The organism is Rhodococcus sp. KB6, assembly GCF_001445685.1.
GTDB lineage: Bacteria > Actinomycetota > Actinomycetes > Mycobacteriales > Mycobacteriaceae > Rhodococcus_F > Rhodococcus_F qingshengii.
The window spans coordinates 367,204-383,874 of the sequence record NZ_LNAK01000043.1 but is presented as its reverse complement, the minus strand read 5'-3'; the positions used below and the strand labels follow the sequence as shown (position 1 = coordinate 383,874).

15 protein-coding genes are annotated in these 16,671 nt (G+C 63.4%); 2 read left to right on the top strand and 13 right to left on the bottom strand.

From position 1 onward, the window contains the following. Positions 1-5 precede the first annotated feature (5 nt). The 7 genes from ASU23_RS08905 to purL form a co-directional block, all read right to left on the bottom strand. The gene (locus ASU23_RS08905; protein ID WP_003939918.1) at positions 6-683 is read right to left on the bottom strand and encodes an AIM24 family protein; all 678 of its coding nucleotides are present in this window, start codon (positions 681-683) and stop codon (positions 6-8) included. A gap of 3 nt (positions 684-686) precedes the next feature. Further along, positions 687-1,295 carry an AIM24 family protein gene (locus tag ASU23_RS08900; RefSeq protein WP_003940441.1) on the bottom strand — a complete coding sequence of 203 codons (609 nt, stop codon included), beginning with the start codon at positions 1,293-1,295 and terminating at the stop codon, positions 687-689. 144 nt (positions 1,296-1,439) lie between these two features. Further along, a complete protein-coding gene (gene purF / locus ASU23_RS08895; RefSeq protein ID WP_003940541.1) occupies positions 1,440-3,017 on the bottom strand; it encodes an amidophosphoribosyltransferase in 1,578 nt (525 codons plus the stop codon). A gap of 170 nt (positions 3,018-3,187) precedes the next feature. Further along, the gene (locus ASU23_RS08890; RefSeq protein ID WP_007733822.1) at positions 3,188-3,577 is read right to left on the bottom strand and encodes a sterol carrier family protein; all 390 of its coding nucleotides are present in this window, start codon (positions 3,575-3,577) and stop codon (positions 3,188-3,190) included. Next, positions 3,577-4,233: a CPBP family intramembrane glutamic endopeptidase gene (locus tag ASU23_RS08885; protein WP_007733821.1), complete on the bottom strand. Its 657-nt coding sequence runs from the start codon at positions 4,231-4,233 to the stop codon at positions 3,577-3,579. Before ASU23_RS08885 ends, ASU23_RS08890 begins: the two co-directional genes overlap by 1 nt. After that, entirely contained in the window at positions 4,230-6,014 is a 1,785-nt protein-coding gene (locus ASU23_RS08880) for an alpha/beta-hydrolase family protein (protein ID WP_042922291.1), read from the bottom strand. The genes ASU23_RS08885 and ASU23_RS08880 overlap by 4 nt, the downstream gene beginning before the upstream one ends. Positions 6,015-6,017: 3 nt before the next feature. Further along, positions 6,018-8,306, bottom strand: coding sequence for a phosphoribosylformylglycinamidine synthase subunit PurL (gene purL / locus ASU23_RS08875; RefSeq protein ID WP_003940379.1), 2,289 nt, complete (start codon positions 8,304-8,306; stop codon positions 6,018-6,020). 250 nt (positions 8,307-8,556) lie between these two features. On the opposite strand from purL, the gene ASU23_RS08870 reads away from it, so the two are divergent. Further along, positions 8,557-9,534 (top strand): Dyp-type peroxidase, encoded by a 978-nt coding sequence (locus ASU23_RS08870; protein WP_058037747.1) that lies wholly within the window; start codon positions 8,557-8,559, stop codon positions 9,532-9,534. 25 nt (positions 9,535-9,559) lie between these two features. Here ASU23_RS08870 and ASU23_RS08865 read toward each other — a convergent pair whose 3' ends face one another. From ASU23_RS08865 to ASU23_RS08840, 5 genes are all read right to left on the bottom strand, one after another. Next, a complete protein-coding gene (locus tag ASU23_RS08865) occupies positions 9,560-10,879 on the bottom strand; it encodes a M18 family aminopeptidase (RefSeq protein WP_058037746.1) in 1,320 nt (439 codons plus the stop codon). 73 nt (positions 10,880-10,952) lie between these two features. Next, positions 10,953-11,306, bottom strand: a complete 354-nt coding sequence (locus tag ASU23_RS08860) for a VOC family protein (protein ID WP_003939907.1) — start codon at positions 11,304-11,306, stop codon at positions 10,953-10,955. Between the two features lie 300 nt (positions 11,307-11,606). Next, the gene (locus ASU23_RS08850; RefSeq protein WP_037125853.1) at positions 11,607-12,203 is read right to left on the bottom strand and encodes a CatB-related O-acetyltransferase; all 597 of its coding nucleotides are present in this window, start codon (positions 12,201-12,203) and stop codon (positions 11,607-11,609) included. Positions 12,204-12,359: 156 nt separating this feature from the next. Continuing rightward, entirely contained in the window at positions 12,360-13,589 is a 1,230-nt protein-coding gene (locus ASU23_RS08845) for an acyl-CoA dehydrogenase family protein (protein WP_058037899.1), read from the bottom strand. Positions 13,590-13,680: 91 nt separating this feature from the next. Further along, positions 13,681-14,982, bottom strand: coding sequence for an esterase family protein (locus ASU23_RS08840; RefSeq protein ID WP_030535234.1), 1,302 nt, complete (start codon positions 14,980-14,982; stop codon positions 13,681-13,683). A 69-nt stretch (positions 14,983-15,051) separates the two neighbouring features. Here ASU23_RS08840 and ASU23_RS08835 point away from each other — a divergent pair, with 69 nt between their 5' ends. Further along, positions 15,052-15,663: a phosphoribosylanthranilate isomerase gene (locus ASU23_RS08835; RefSeq protein ID WP_058037744.1), complete on the top strand. Its 612-nt coding sequence runs from the start codon at positions 15,052-15,054 to the stop codon at positions 15,661-15,663. On the opposite strand, the gene ASU23_RS08830 is transcribed toward ASU23_RS08835, so the two are convergent. Next, positions 15,651-16,562 carry a hypothetical protein gene (locus ASU23_RS08830; RefSeq protein WP_058037743.1) on the bottom strand — a complete coding sequence of 304 codons (912 nt, stop codon included), beginning with the start codon at positions 16,560-16,562 and terminating at the stop codon, positions 15,651-15,653. The genes ASU23_RS08835 and ASU23_RS08830 overlap by 13 nt on opposite strands. Between the last annotated feature and the right edge of the window lie 109 nt (positions 16,563-16,671).

Below are 16,671 nucleotides of genomic sequence, written 5' to 3'. Positions count from 1 at the left end.
CCCTCTCAGAACTTCTGCTCGGACGCCTGGACCCAGACGGTGCCGGCGCCGGTCATCTTCAGCTGGATGGACTCCCCCGAGCCCTTGCCGACGGCCTCGCGCCAACCGACGTTCGCGGAGATGTCGACGTTGATCTGACCGATGTGGCACACGTATGCCTGCGGGTCGACGACGACCTGAGGATTGTTCGGACCGACCTGCAACGGAATCGCACCCCCGTGCGAGAGAACCGCGACGCTTCCCTGGCCGTGCAACTGCGTCGTGAACAGTCCTTGACCGGTCATGGCGCCGCGTACTGCTCCGCGCACGCCGCCCTGCGACGTGAGAGCGACTATCGAACTCTGGAGGTAACCGTCGTGTGCGAGGAGTCGGTCGGCTTCGACGGTGAGCATCGACGAACCGTCGAGGTGGATGACCTCGACGTACAAGCCGGCATGCCCGTAGAAGACCTCACCGTTTCCCTCGGCCGCCATCATGCGTGCATGCTCGCCGGACATCATGCGGCCGGCCATCCCGGCGATACCGCCCATGTTCGGCATGGCGCCGGGCCCACCGCCCATGCTGTGCGGGATGAAGCGGACGTCACCGGTGTAGTAGAGCATCGACCCGGTGCGGGCGAGCACGTTCTGGCCCGGCGCGAGGGTCGACTTGACGACCTTGCTGTTCACCAATTCCAACGGCATGGTTCAGCGCTCCTCGGGCTGGATGTAGACGACTCCGGATCCGTCGAATCGCAGCGAGAACGCTTCACCGCTGCCACCGCCGATCGCAGAACGCCAGGTGACGTCGGTGACGAAGCTCTGGTTCAGCTGGCCACGGTGAGCGACGAATGCGTCGGGATCGGCAACCAGCGGATACTGCGGGCTGACTTCGAGCGCGATGATCGGTCCGCCCTTCGACAGCACGGCCACCAGACCGGTGCCGCTGACGACCGTCGTGAACAAGCCCTGTCCGGAACCTGCGCCGCGGAGACCGGCAAATTTCACGTCGGTTCGCAGTTGGCCGACCAATGCGAGCAATTGCGAGGCTTCGACGTGCAAAGCGTCGTTGTTGAGCTCGATAATCGTGATGTCCTGGGCGTCGACCGCGAAGTAGACGGTGCCTTGACCGCTGACTTCCATCAGGGACAGTGATTCACCTGCCGCCTTCTGTTTCAGCGCGGCACGTAACCCACCGCCACCGCCCATTCCGGCGTTCTTGAAGGTAATCGCACCCTCGTACGCCACCATCGAGCCGTTGATCGCTTTGATGGTGTCCCCCACCAGGTCTGCGACCAGGACCCGGTGCCCATCCATTCTCAGTTGCGCCACGGAGGGCACTATGCCAGATGCTCACGACGTATGCCGTGTCGTGGAACAGAAAGTCGTGAACAGAAAATCTGCCGCCCACATGCTGTGGACGGCAGATTCTCGGCTGTCGAATTTCAACGATTCTGATGTTCAGGGGCGGCTGAGCGCGCTCGCATTGTCGTTGTCGCGAGTGGCCGTCGAACCTGCGGTGCTCTCGAGCATCCCCTCGAGGACGTTCTTGCCGATCGACGTTTCCTTGGGAAGCGCGATCGGGTAGGTCCCGTCGAAGCACGCGGCGCACAGACGGCTGGCCGGCTGCTCGGTGGCGGCGATCATGCCCTCGGTGGAGATGTATCCGAGGGTGTCCGCTCCGATGGAACGACGCACACCGTCGAGCATCTCCTCGAACGTCGCATCCTGTCCGCCCGCGCCGTTGGCAATCAATTCGGCCGGTGAGGCGAAGTCGATGCCGTAGAAGCAGGGCCACTTGACCGGCGGCGAGGCGATACGGACGTGAATTTCAAGGGCGCCGGCTTCGCGGAGCATCCGGATGAGCGCACGCTGAGTGTTACCGCGGACGATCGAATCGTCCACCACCACAAGGCGCTTGCCGCGGATGACTTCCTTGAGCGGGTTGAGCTTGAGCCTGATACCGAGCTGACGGATCGTCTGCGACGGCTGGATGAAGGTACGGCCCACGTAGGCGTTCTTCATCAGACCCTGGCCGTAGGGGATGCCTGAGCCCTGTGCGTATCCGACGGCTGCGGGGGTGCCGGACTCGGGAACGGGGATGACCAAGTCACCTTCGGCGGGATGCTCGCTGGCGAGCAGACGGCCGATCTCGACGCGGGTCGAGTGGACCGAACGGCCACCGATGACGCTGTCGGGACGGGCAAGGTAGACGTACTCGAAGACACATCCCTTGGGCGTCGGATTCGCGAAACGTGAGGAGCGAACGCCGTCGGCGTCGATCGCAAGCAGCTCACCGGGTTCGATGTCGCGAACGAACGACGCACCGACGATGTCGAGGGCTGCCGTCTCGCTGGCGACTACCCAACCGCGGTCGAGTCGACCGAGGCAGAGCGGGCGGATGCCGTGCGGATCGCGCGCTGCGTACAGCGTGTGCTCGTCCATGAAGGTGAGGCAGAACGCGCCCTCCAACGTGGGAAGCAATTCCATTGCGGCCTGTTCGATGGTGCTGTCGCCGGCAGCGTGTGCCAGGAGACCACCGATGAGGTCGGAGTCGGAAGTCGCTGCGTTGGGGCGCTTGTCGTTGACCAGGCCGGCTGCACGGGTGCGGCTCGCGAGTTCAGCGGTGTTGACCAGGTTGCCGTTGTGGCCGAGCGCGATGCCGGTTCCGGCAGTGGTGGTACGGAAGATGGGCTGCGCGTTCTCCCACGTCGTGGAACCGGTGGTGGAGTAACGGCAATGTCCGACGGCGACGTGACCTGGCATCGCTGCGAGGGTCTGCTCGTCGAATACCTGGCTGACCAGGCCGAGATCCTTGAACACCAACACCTGGGAGCCGTCGGCTACCGCAATGCCGGCAGCTTCTTGACCACGGTGCTGAAGTGCGTACAGGCCGTAATAAGTGAGCTTCGCCACATCCTCTCCCGGCGCCCAGACGCCGAATACACCGCATTCTTCGCGGGGCTCGTTCTCGTCCTCGTCGGACGGGTTCGAAGCGAGGAGATTTGGACTGTTGACCGACAGATCGGCACGAGTCACCGGGCGCTCCCTTTGTGGGCAGGGGTTGGGGGGCATCCACAGTCTACGGCCATTTTGGGACTCACTTCCCCTGAGGGCTGCCTTGGCTCTCAGATCACGCCGAAGCGAACCGGATGGTCTCTCACTGTTACTGCGTCAACCACTCTGTTGCTGCGCCAACCCCTCTGTTGCTAGGTCAACCGCAGCAGTGGGAGCCAGTGCGCAATTTCGGGAGCGCGGCTACCTGAGGCGTCGACTCTTCCGTCACCTGAGGCCTCGGAGAACTCGAGCAATCCGGTGACCATCTGCAACCACGTCCGAGCGTCCGTCTCGACGACGTTGGGCGGGGTTCCGCGCGTGTGACGCGGACCTTCGATGCATTGCACCGCAACAAACGGTGGGACCCGCACCTCGACGCTCGATCCGGGGGCGATCTGTTCGAGAGTGCGCGCACTCATCTTCACTGCCGCACCGAGTTCACTGCGCGAAGGCTTCGGCAGTTCCGGATCTCGAAGCCACGGGCCGACGGCCAGGACGGCGGCACGAAATTCGGCGGGGTCGACGGCGCGGCGGGGCGGCATCAGTTCACTCCCTGTCTGCGAGTAGCGATACGAACGGCAAGTGCGCCACCGGCATTCGTGGCCAGGTGCAGCAGGGCGGGGGCAAGTACGCTGCCGCCACGGCGGTGCAGCCACTCGAACAGCAATGCCGAAGCGCCGGTGAACGCCACTGCTGCGGGAACGTTGTCGCCGGCACCGCGAGCGGGAGCGACGTGCCACAGCCCGAAGGTCAGTGCGTGAACAGCCTGCGCGGTCGGCCTGTTCAGTTCGCGGCTCCAGACGGCCGACATCGCGCTACGGAACAACAGTTCCTCGGAGAGCACCGTCCCGAACGGGATGTGCAGGATGATCCATTCGAGGAAGTCTTCGCGGCCGTCTGCTCGCTCGTCGGCAGCGAGAGTCGCGCGCAAGGACGGAACGGCCAAAGCGACGCTGTAGCCGGTAAGGACCGCCCCCGCCGCGGCTCCGCCGAACTGAGCACCACCACGAATGCCGGTGTGCGCCAAGCCGAGTTCCTCGCGGGTGTAACCACGTGCGAGTAGGACTCCGATGGCCGACAGACCGGCCGCGGTGTTGACCACGGCGCGGGCTCGGGGCGAAAGACCGAATGCCGGAAGCACGACGTTGCTCCAGGTGATCGCGGTAGCGGAGAGCGCGATCGAGGCGACTCCCCTCACTTCTCGGGGCCCTCTGATTTCACGGCGACAACCAATGCCGACCGCACTCGCTCGGTTTCTGCGGCCGTCCATCCCTCGGGCTGGGCGACGCTGATCCAGGCGTCCAGAACGGAGGTTCCGTAATTGTGACCATGGCCGTCGGGAACTCCCGCGGCGTTACCGAGGTCTGCAGACACCTGCCAGAACGTCACGACCGGGAACCATTTCATCGACGGCGAGCGGTCGAAACCGGGTACTTCCTTGAGCCACTCGGGCCGATTGAACATGAGGTCGGGTGACCACCACACCACTGGATCGGAAGGGTGCTGGACAAACAGAACCCGCGGCTGCGGCCACGTCATCCCGTCGGTCGGAATGTCTTCGGAGCGATCCGCGAACCGCACACCGGCCAAGCCGTCCGCGTAGACAGGAGCTACTTCGGGAGTGCCGGGATCGCGCCTCTTCTCGATCGAACGCCACAACTGCGTCGCGTTCGGTGGGCCAACCCACAGAATTCCGTCGGCGGTATCGCGCGCCGCTTGCAGTGTGTCGAAGGCTCCGGCGCCGGCCATGACGCCGAGGCTCTCGCCGTAGACCATGAACTTCGGCCTGGTGGCTTCCGGTTCCTGGAGCCATCTTTCGTGTACCCGCTCGATCAACAGGCGTCCGGCAGCTTGCGCCTTCTCCTGGTCGGCGAGGAATGAGATCCAACTCGGCAGGTACGAGTACTGGCTGGCGACAAGAGCAGTGTCGCCGTCGTGCACAAGTTCGATTGCCTGCGCCGCAGTGGGATTGACCCACCCCGTACCCGTCGTCGGAATGACCACGAGAACCTTGCGCTGGAATGCGCCGGTCCTCTCCAGCTCCTTGATGACCAGATCCATACGCTCTTCGGGATCTTCGGCGCTTTCAAGTCCGGCATATACGCGAATCGGATCCATCGCAGGCTTACCGGTTGCCGCTTCGAGTTCCTGCGCGTCGAGTCCGCGCGAGACGAAGTTTCGTCCCTCGAACCCCAATGTGTCCCAGGGAGCGGCTGATTCGGGGCTACCCGATTTCATCGGATCCTGCGGTTCGACGACGCCGTCGCGAGTGGTCGAGTTCTGCAGACTGAAGATCGAGTTGGTCGCTGCATAGATTCCGCGGACCAGGACGCCGTCGACCAGCATGAAGAACAGGACGGTGACAACCAGGACACCGACGCCATTGGCCACCGACCGTGACCAGTGGAACCGCCGCATCAGCTGTCGGGCAATCAGTTTCACCAGATCGTGGAGGACCCGCCAGATCGAGATGAGCAGGCCACCGACGAGCAGGCTCAGTCCGAGGGTTCGGATGTAGCCGGAAGTGGTCGTGCCTTCGGCATCGGTCAGTGCCGCGATTTCACGTTGCCACCCGGCCGCGTAGACCAGCATGATGATCGCCGCGACGATGGACGCGACCGGAACGAAGACCTTGATCGCGGAAGGCACCGGCTCGGGCAGTGGCCACCACCGTCGCCCGCTGAGCAGGTATCGCTCGACAGCCCAACCGATCGCAGTACCGACGCCGTAGCCGATGGCCGAGTTGATTCCGCCGATCAGACCTTGGAAAAGCCAATCGCGCGGCAACAGCGAAGGGGTCAACGACCAGCAGAAGAAGAACGCGGCAAACGCGATGCCGGTGAAGTCGAGTTTGAGGAGCCCCCACGCCCACTCGGTGAAGCGGTTGTCGAGCTTCTCGAGGGGTGCGGGAACAGCCAGCCGCAGGTGGTGTTCCTGCGGCTGGCTGTCAGAAGAAGTCAGTTCTCCGGAATCGACCATCTATCACCCGAACAGTGCGGGCAGCGTTCCCTCGAAGGCCTCACGGAGCTTGGCCATCGTGACGGAGAAGTGTCCCTGGACCTCGACGGAGTCGCTGCCCTCGTCGACGACCCCGATACGCGTCCACGGCAAGCCGCGGGCGGTGCACATACCGGTGAAGCGAGTCTCCTCGGTACGCGGAACTGCAACGAGGACACGTCCCGACGATTCCGAGAACAAGGTCACGAACGGATCTGCGCCCTCGGGAATCAGGATGCGGCAACCGGTTTCGCCGGCCAGCGCGGCTTCGACGACTGCCTGGGCCAGTCCACCCTCGGAGAGGTCGTGGGCTGCGGTGACGAGACCGTCACGCGAGGAGGCGAGCAGAATGTCGGCGAGCAGTTGCTCACGGGCGAGGTCGACCTTCGGCGGCACGCCACCGAGGTGACCGTGCTCGACCTGCGACCAGATGGAGCCGTCGAACTCGTCGTGGGTGTCGCCGAGCAGGATCAGCGTCTCGCCGGGCTCGAGTCCGAGGCCCGTCGGGATGCGGCGGTGAACGTCGTCGATCACACCGAGGACGGCAACCACCGGCGTCGGCAGGATTGCCGTGGATCCGGTCTGGTTGTAGAAGCTGACGTTGCCGCCGGTGACGGGGATGCCGAGGGTGGCGCAGCCGTCGGCAAGGCCGCGAACGGCCTGCTGGAACTGCCACATGACACCCGGGTCCTCGGGAGAACCGAAGTTCAGGCAGTTGGAGACGGCCTTGGGCGTTGCGCCCGTGACTGCCACGTTGCGGAAAGCCTCGGCCAACGCGAGCTGCGCACCGGTGTACGGGTCGAGCGCGGTGTAGCGGCCCGAAGCGTCGGTGGACAGTGCGATTCCGCGTCCGGTCTTCTCGTCGATGCGGATGACACCGCCGTCGGCGTTCTCGGCCAGGACGGTGTTTCCGCGGACGTAGCGGTCGTACTGCTCGGTGATCCACTTGCGGCTGCACAGGGCAGGCGAGGCGATCATCTTCAGCAGGGTCGCTTCGAGCTCGGCGTCGGTTTCGGGACGCTTCAGTCCGGCAGTCGTATTCGCGATCAAGGCATCCTGCGTTGCCGGACGCTCGACGGGGCGGTGGTAAACCGGACCCTCGTGCGCGACGGTGCGCGGGGGAACGTCGACGACGGTCTCGCCGTGCCAGGAGATGGTGAGGTGCTCACCGTCGGTGACCTCGCCGATGTCGGTGGCCAGGACGTCCCACTTCTTGCAGACCTCCATGAACGCATCGACGTTCTCGGGCGTGACCACGGCGCACATGCGCTCCTGCGATTCGCTAGAGAGCACCTCGGCCGGGGTCATGCCGGTGGCGCGCATCGGAACCTTCTCGAGGTTGATGTGCATGCCGCCGTCGCCGGCCGCGGCCAGCTCGGAGGTGGCGCAGGACAGCCCGGCGCCGCCGAGGTCCTGGATGCCGACGACGAGGCCGGCCTTGTAAAGGTCGAGACAGCACTCGATGAGCACCTTCTCGGTGAACGGGTCGCCGACCTGAACCGCGGGCAGCTTCTTACGTCCGCCGGTGTCTCCACCCTCGTCGTCGAACGTCGCCGACGCGAGGACCGAGACGCCGCCGATTCCGTCGAGACCGGTGCGAGCACCGAACAGAATGATCTTGTTGCCTGCACCCGAAGCGAAGGCCAGATGCAGATCCTCGACGCGCATGACGCCGGCAGCGAGGGCGTTGACCAGCGGGTTACCTGCATAGGACTCGTCGAAGACCGTCTCGCCGCCGATGTTCGGCAGGCCGAGGGAGTTTCCGTATCCACCGACACCACGCACGACACCGTCGACGACGCGACGGGTATCGGGGGCGTCAGCAGCACCGAACCGAAGCTGATCCATGACGGCGATCGGACGAGCACCCATGGCCATGATGTCGCGGACGATGCCGCCGACACCGGTCGCCGCACCCTGGTAGGGCTCGACGTACGACGGGTGGTTGTGGCTCTCGACCTTGAACGTGACTGCCCAGCCGTCACCGATGTCGACGACGCCGGCGTTCTCACCGATACCGGCCAGCATGTTGGCGCGCATCTCGTCGGTGGTGGTCTTGCCGAAGTATCCGAGGTGGACCTTGGAGGACTTGTACGAGCAGTGCTCGCTCCACATCACCGAGTACATCGCCAGTTCGGCGTCCGTGGGACGGCGGCCCAGGATCTCCTTGATGCGTGCGTATTCGTCGTCCTTGAGACCGAGCTCCTTGAACGGCTGAGCGGCATCGGGATCAGCCGATGCGTGCGTGACGGTATCGACCTGGTGAGCAGACACTGGAGAGTGGTCCCTTCCCTACGGGAGTCAAGAGGCAAGCCGGCGCGGAGCGGGACACCACGAATGTGCCCAACGAAAGAACGTGCCGGGGGACAGTCTATCGGTGTGGGCCGACGACTTCCGCAGACGGCAGCACCCGCAACACCTCCGGGCCTGCGAAGTATCGCCGGTCACACCCGCCCCGGTTGGGTGATCCGGTCGGTTTTCCTAAAGTCAGGGCCGGTCCACTCTCTCCCTCGAAAGGTCTCGCATGCCCCAGGATGTTCGTCAGTCCGACCTCACGGCACAGTCCCAGTCGGTGACCACTCCCCTCACTCCGGCTGCGATTTTCCTGGTCGCGACCGTGAATCCGGGTGGCGAGAACACCACACGAGAACTACTCGCCGACGTCGCCGGCCTACAGCGCGCCGTGGGGCTGCGCGTCCCCGGATCAGGTTTGGATGTGGTGACAAGCATCGGTTCGTCGGTTTGGGATCGACTGTTCGCCGGTCCGCGCCCCGCGCTACTGCACCCGTTCACCGCTTTGCAGGGCGACGTTCACTGGGCGCCGTCGACTCCCGGCGATCTGCTCTTCCACATCCGCGCGATGAGCATGGATGCGTGTTTCGAGGTGGCTCGGCAGATCACGAAGCGACTGCACGGCGCAGCCACGGTGGTCGACGAGGTTCACGGCTTCCAGTACTTCGAGAACCGCGACCTCATCGGCTTCGTCGACGGCACCGAGAATCCGGTGGGCCGCGACGCCGTCGCCGCCGTGACTGTCGGAGACGAAGATCCTGCGTTCACCGGAGGAAGCTACGTCCATATCCAGCGCTACGTCCACAAGATGCGGGACTGGGAAGCAATCACCGTCGACGAGCAGGAACGTGTGATCGGACGCAGCAAGCTCGAGGACATCGAGATGACGTCCGAAGTGAAGCCGGCCAACTCGCACGTAGCCCTCAACGCAATCAAGGACGAGAACGGCAAGGCTCTCGAGATCCTGCGTGCCAACATGCCGTACGGGCGCCTCGGTGACGACGAGATCGGCACCTTTTTCATCGGCTACTGCCGCACGCCGGCGATCACCGAACGGATGCTCGAGAACATGTTTCTCGGCAACCCTCGCGGCAATTACGACCGTCTGCTCGATTTCTCGACGGCCGTGACGGGCTCGATGTTCTTCACTCCGAGCGCCGACTTCTTCGAGGATCTACCGGCTACACCCGCTGGGCTCTCAGCCGTTTGACTGCCCGCTCCCAGCTACCCACCCTCTAACTACGCGGCGTGAGGAACGCACCGAGCGCGTCGGCATACATGCGGACATCTGCCGCGCCCATCAGCTCGCGGGCAGAGTGCATCGCGAGCTGAGGCGCGCCGACGTCGACGGTGGACAGTCCGGTGCGTGATGCCGTGATCGGTCCGATGGTGGAGCCGCACGGCAGATCAGCGCGGTGGACGTAGCGCTGCATCGGCACTCCCGCCTGATCGCACGCGAGCGCGAATTCGCCGGCACCGGCCGCATCGGTGGCGTAGCGCAGGTTCTGGTTCACCTTGAGTACCGGCCCACCGTTGATCTCGATCCGATGAGCGGGCTCGTGGCGGTCCGGGTAATTGGGGTGCGTCGCGTGTGCCATGTCGCCCGACGCGCATACCGAGCCGGCCATCGCCTGCAGGAATTCTTCGCGGCCACCACCGCGTCCCAACACGATCCGCTCGAGCACGGTGTTCAGCAGGTCCGAGAAAGCTCCGCGATCGGACATGCTGCCGACCTCTTCATGATCGAAGAGAGCAAGCACTGGGACCTGCTGACCGGGCGACTCAGCCGCGGCCAAAAGTGCTTGTGTCCCTGCATAACACGTGCCCTGATTGTCGAGCCTGGGGGCGCTGACCAATTCCTTGTCCACCCCCACGACTGCGCTGGGCGCAAGGTCGTGTGTCATCAATTCCCAGCCGAGAACCGACGACGCGGCTACACCCGCACGCTCGGCGACAAAGCCGATGAAAGACTTGGGCTTCGAACCCACTCCCCAGATTCCGTTGACGTGCCGCTGCGGATCCAGCGTCACACCCTTGCGATCTTCGGACAGGTGGATAGCCAGCTGCGGAACACGAAGAATCGGGTCGTCAATGCGAACCAGCTTCTGCTCCACAGTGTTTCCCACCCGGACACTCAATCGTCCGGAGATACCGAGATCGCGGTCGAGCCACGAGTTCAGCCACGCACCGCCATACGGTTCGAGGCCCACCATCTGCCACCCGGCCGAAGTGAGGTCGGGATGCTGTTTGACCCGCAGGTTCGGGCTGTCGGTATGACCTCCGACAATCCGGAACGGAGCGGTACTTCCCACACCCTCGGTGCTCCAGGCGATCAGCGAACCGCCTCGCACGAGGAAGTACCGTCCGGGCTCGGCTGGCCACGACTGCGTTTCGTGGACTTCGACGAACCCGCCGGCCGTCAGCTCGGTCGCCACCGTCGCGCACACATGGAACGGCGACGGTGACGAATCGACGAGGCTGCACAAGCCGTCTGCGTCGGCCCCGGTCAGAGAAGCCGCCCCGGCCCGAGCCGCCCGAGAAGTCTGAGAAGTCATGCCTCTCATCATGCCCGAACAGGTGTCCGGGATATCAGTGGCCACGAATCAGGTGAGCACAGAATCGGTTAGCTCAGGCGTGAGGACCGGACACGCAGAACTGATTCCCATCAGGATCGAGGAGCGTCACCCAGCGGAAACCGTCCATGTTTTCGCGGTGGTGCTCAGTTGCTCCGGCCTCGACGAGCCGCGCCACCTCGGCGTCGAGATCCGGACTCCCCAAATCGAGATGGATGCGATTCTTGCCGGCGGTGGGGTCCGGGACCTTCTGGAATGCGAAGTTGGTGGCGCTGTCAGGGACCGAGACGATGTAGAACCAACCGTCGTTTTCCTCGACGATGTTTCCGCCCAACTGCGCTGCCCACCACGTTGCGAGCGGACCGGGATCGAGACTGTCGAAGGTGATCATGCCGAGTGTGAGAGTCATGCGCACACGTTAATGGAAGCCACCGACAAAGACTCTCGATCTCGGGCTGAGATGAGACGATCGTCGAATGCGACTCACAACGCTGCGCGACCGTGTTACAGAACCACTCTTCGCAGTTTTCATCGCGACCGGCATGCTCCTGAGCATCCTCGGAGTGCTCGCCTGACCATCATCCACTTCGACCTCGAGCCGAACCTGATCACCTTCACCGCAACAGGTCTTGCCGTCGGCCTTCTCGCGGCCGCCCTGCTTTATCTCCGGAACTACTCGCTCACTCGATCGAACTAGCAGATCGGTAGATCACTCGACCGCTTCGAGTTCCGCGACACTCCCGTCCGAGATCACCCGGACGTGGCGGGTGATCTTCTCGATCGGCCAGTCCCACCACGCAATTCGCACCAACTTCTCGATGTCTTCGGCACTGAAGCGGCGCTTGATCTCCGTTGCCGGGTTGCCGCCGACAATTGCGTAGTCCGGGACGTCGCGCGTTACGACGGCGCCAGTGGACACGATCGACCCGTGACCGATCCGGACACCGGGCATGACTGTCACGTTCCCGCCGAACCACACGTCGTTCCCCACGACGGTGTCACCGCGCGACGGCAAATCCTGCACCAAATCCATGTGCCTGGCCCAATCACCGCCCATGATCGGAAACGGGTAGGTGGAGACACCGTTCATACGATGGTTCGCGCCGTTCATGATGAAGGTGACACCGGTGGCCAGGGCGCAGAACTTTCCGATCACCAGTTTGTCGGGACCGTAGTGATGCAACACGTTTCGAGTCTCGAACTCTTCGGCGAACTCCGGATCGTCGTAGTAGGTGTACTCCCCTACCTCGATCAACGGGTTGTCGATCAACGGCCTCAGCAACACCACTCGCGGTTGCCCGGCCATCGGATGAACATTGGTGGGATCCGGCGCAGTGAAATCTGACGCAATGGGATCTGACGCGTTCACTGCTTACTCCGATCCGTCGGCGCGGTGTCGCCGACCGCAGCAAGACTATCTGGTTCCTGCTGCGATCGACCGACAAGCGAAAACGTACCGGTGTCAGCCCAAGAGACCCTTGGCGATATGGGTGACCTGAATTTCGTTGCTGCCCGCATAGATCATGAGCGACTTGGCATCACGCGCCAACTGCTCGACTCGGTACTCGGCCATGTAGCCGTTTCCACCGAACAGCTGCACGGCTTCCATCGCGACCTCGGTCGCTGCGCGCGAGGAGTACAGCTTCATCGCCGACGCCTCCGCGAGACTCACCTTGTCTCCGGCCGCGGTACGTTCGATCGCGTTGAAGACCATGTTCTGCACGTTGATTCGAGCGACCTCCATCTCGGCCAGCTTGAGCTGGATGAGCTGGAACTGCCCGATCTCGCGTCCCCACAGTTTGCGGGACTTCGCGTATTCGATACTCAGACGGTGGCATTCGTTGATGATGCCGAGAGACAGGGACGCGATGCCGATGCGTTCGGCGGCAAAGCTCTCCTTGGCGCTGGATTTGCCGTCCGACTTTCCGCTGTCCTCAGTCTCGCCGAGCAGACGGTCCTTGGTGATGCGAACGTTGTCGAAGAACAGCTCACCTGTGGGTGAGGAGTTCATGCCCATCTTCTTGAACGGCGGGCTCTGTGTGAGACCCTCCATGCCCGTGTCGAGGATGAAGGCGAGCACCTTGCGATCGCGACGATCAACCGACGCATCGCCCTCGTCGAGCTTTGCGTACACGATCATCACGTCGGCGTACGGACCGTTGGTGATGAAGGTCTTGTTGCCGTTGAGAATGTAGTCGTCGCCGTCGCGGCGTACGTAGGACTTCATGCCGCCGAAGGCATCCGAGCCGGAGTCCGGTTCGGTGATCGCCCAGGCGCCGACGGTCTCGAATGTCACCAGGCCGGGGAGCCAGCGTTCCTTCTGCGCGAGTGTGCCGCGGCTGCGGATAGTTCCGGCGGCCAATCCGAGGCTGACACCCAACGATGCGACCAGGCCGAGGCTGACTCCGGCCAATTCGCTGTTGAGCACGACGCCCATGCTGCCGGCGCCGCTGAAGGCGCTCGACTTCTCACCGTCACCGGAGGGCGCATCGCCGCGCTCGCGTGCCAGCGACTTCTCGAGGCCCTCGCGTGCCATGTCGGCCAGACCGAAGGTCGAGTACAGCTTGCGAATGATGTCGAACGGCGGCAGCGCACCGCTTTCGAGCTCGTCGACGTGAGGTCGCACCTCTTTGTCGATAAAGCCCCGCAAGGCGTCGCGGAACATCAGGTCGGTGTCGGACCACTCGTACATGTGCCTGAACTCCAGTCGGTGAACGATCGAGAGACTGCCGAACGGCAGCCACACACCGAATATAGAACACGTTCCAAAACCGGAACAGGATTCAGCTGATCAGTCCCATTCGCTGCGAGATCCACGTCAGCTCCTGCTCGACGCCGGCCGACCACACCGAAAAGCTGTGACCACCGGGAAGCTCGAGATACCTGGCGTCCATTCCGGCCGCTTTGGCCGCTTCGTACACCTTTTGCTGACCGGGCTTGAACTCATTGTCATCTGTTCCGACGACGAACACTCCGCCCGAGTTCGGGAACTTCCGAGTCGCCAGCAGGTCCATCGGATTCACCTTCACGAACGCCGCTTCGTCGCCGCCGAATATCTCGTCGACGGTTCGCTGTCGGTCACCGAGCGAAGGCTCCAATTGACCGGACAGATCGAGGAATGTCGGGTACACCTCGGGGTAATTGGTCGCCATCTGCAGTGAGCAGGTGCCACCGTAGGAGAGCCCGCCGATTGCCCACGCTCGCGGATTCGTGTCGATCTGGAACGCATTCGCCACCGCAGCGGGCAAGTCCTTTGCCAGATACGTGCCGACCTTGCCCTGTGACGAGTCGGTGCACAGCGGATTGGCCATCTGCGACCCTGTTCCATCGGCTATCACGACGACTGGAGCCAACCCCTCGTGATCTCGTGCAAAGGCATCCATTGTCGCGGTCAGCTTTCCGCCCTGGAGCCAGTCCTCGGGCTTGCCAGGCTGACCTGCCATGAGCACGAGCACGGGAAGAAGCGGACGCGGATTGGTGAAGTACGACGGCGGCAGATACACCTGCGCGTCGCGCGCGGAGAATCCTGAAATCGTCCCGGGGACAGGCAAAGTCGTGACCCGTCCGCGAATCGGCATGCCCTCCGGCGCTTTCCACACAGTGTCGGTGGGATCGCCGGTGACAACAGGATCGGTCGGACCGGGAACTTCACTGAGTGAGATGCGGTCGAAATCGTCGTGTCCGAACGCAATTCCCACAGTCGGATACGCGGCGAAAACCAGATTGATCTGCGTCGCGGCAGTGATGACGACCAGAACCGTCGCGATCACGGACAGGAGCGCTTTCGCGACGGTTCCGCCCGCCTTGATTCGCGGCCCGAGAAGTAGCAGCGCGTAGATACCGAGACCGATCCACACGTAGATCGACATCTCGATGGGATCGGGGAACGGCACGATCACCTTTTCGACGGTGATCCACACGGCGATCATGATCACCAGCGCAATCAGCCCCGCGATCGGCACCGCTCTGCGGTAGTACCAGCGCACGTTCGAACCGAGCAGCCACACGCCACCCAGGACCCCAAGGACAGTCAGGATCACCGGCAGCGGTCCCGAGATCAAACTGATTCGGTAGAGCCAGTCCACGTCAAACCTCTCGCGCGTAGAAATGTCGCACGCACGAGGCTAGACGACGACGCTAGTACTCTGTATCAGGTGACATTCATCAAGGTCTGTGGCCTACGCGACGTTGACACGGTCGACCTCACGGTGGGCCTGGGCGTCGACGCCATCGGTTTCGTCTTCGCCGAGAGCGTCCGCAAAGTCGACCCCACACTCGCAGTCGCTCTGCTCGCGCGAGTTCCCGATCACATCCGTGCAATCGGAGTCTTTCTCGGCAACCCGATCGGACAGATCCTCGAGATCGCGAAGATCACCGGGCTTCGCACCGTACAGGTTCACGATCTTGTCGACGCCGAGCAAGTGCAGCGGCTGCACGATGCCGGCCTCACCGTCATCCGCGCGGTCGTCTCCAGCAACGTCCGCGACGGTTACAATCTCGACCTCGGCGAGGACGAACTCCTGATCGACGGCGCAGACGCCGGATCAGGGGTGCCGTGGAACTGGGCCCAACAGCAATCGCGCCCGCAAGGCAAGTGGATCCTGGCGGGCGGACTGTCCCCGGACAACGTTCGCGACGCACTCGATGCCACCGGAGCCTGGGGCGTCGACGTCTCCAGCGGCGTCGAATCCTCCCGCGGCGTCAAGGACCACGCGTTGATCGAGAAGTTCGTGAGCGCTGTCCGCCAGACCGATCACTCGAAATAGGACGCGTAGTCACTGAAAGCGACTTGACCGGTGGGACTCGCTTTCACGGCGTCGGCAACGGCAGGCGGAATGGGAGCCCAGTGCGCAGGCATGGCCGCCGCCAGTGACGGCTTCAAGATGTAGAGCAGTGCGAAGTTCACTATCCAGAGCGGCGGTGCCATCGACATGCCGACTTCCGAATTCACATCGCCTTTGGTGTTGGCCACCAGCTGCGCTGCTCCCGAAATCTGTTGCGCTGCAAATCCGTAGACTGCCTGCACCGTGTATGCCGACTGATAGAGCGCAATCAGAGTGTGCGTTGCACCGTTGTTGCGCAACCAGGTGCCCACGAAACCGCCAGGGGCGATCAGCGTATTCACCTGTCGCGTCGGCGCATCCGCGTTGGCCGGACTCTCCAGCAATCCGTCGGGATTCACGTACAACCCGTAACTGGCCAGAACCGACGGCGTAGTGCCGGAATAGAGGGGCCGCCCGTTCGTATTGGTGAGAATCCGGGCGCATTCGTCGATCACCTCGGCATCCTCGAGATTGCCACCGACCCCACCACCGGCCATGAGGTCGCGATACTGCTCCTCGGTCAAAGCGTCGGCTGGCTCGAGTCCGATCTGCGCGGCAATCTCTTCCGCAGTCTGCTGACCGAGTGGCTGGTTGAGTTGATCCGGAGTAGTCATCTGCGTGGGCGCGACGCTCTCGTAGACCGGTGCCCCGGCAAAAGGGATCACGAACCCGGTATCGACATTCTCTGCAACCGGTTGCGCGCCGGCCATCTGAGTGGTGGCAAACGAAAGTACGCACACCCCAACCAAAGCCAGAACCGAGACGGTCCCGCGATGAGACCGTGCTCCACGTCTACAGCCCTCGCCTGAGAAAGCCTTGCCTGCAATTCCATTGCCGCGCATAGGTCAACCTCCCGGAACGCAGTCGGGCGAATCAACTCGAGCTTGCATCTCAGTCAAACGCTGTGAACAGCGCCGTGTCAAGACACAGGTCAGGTCGAGGCACGGCGAC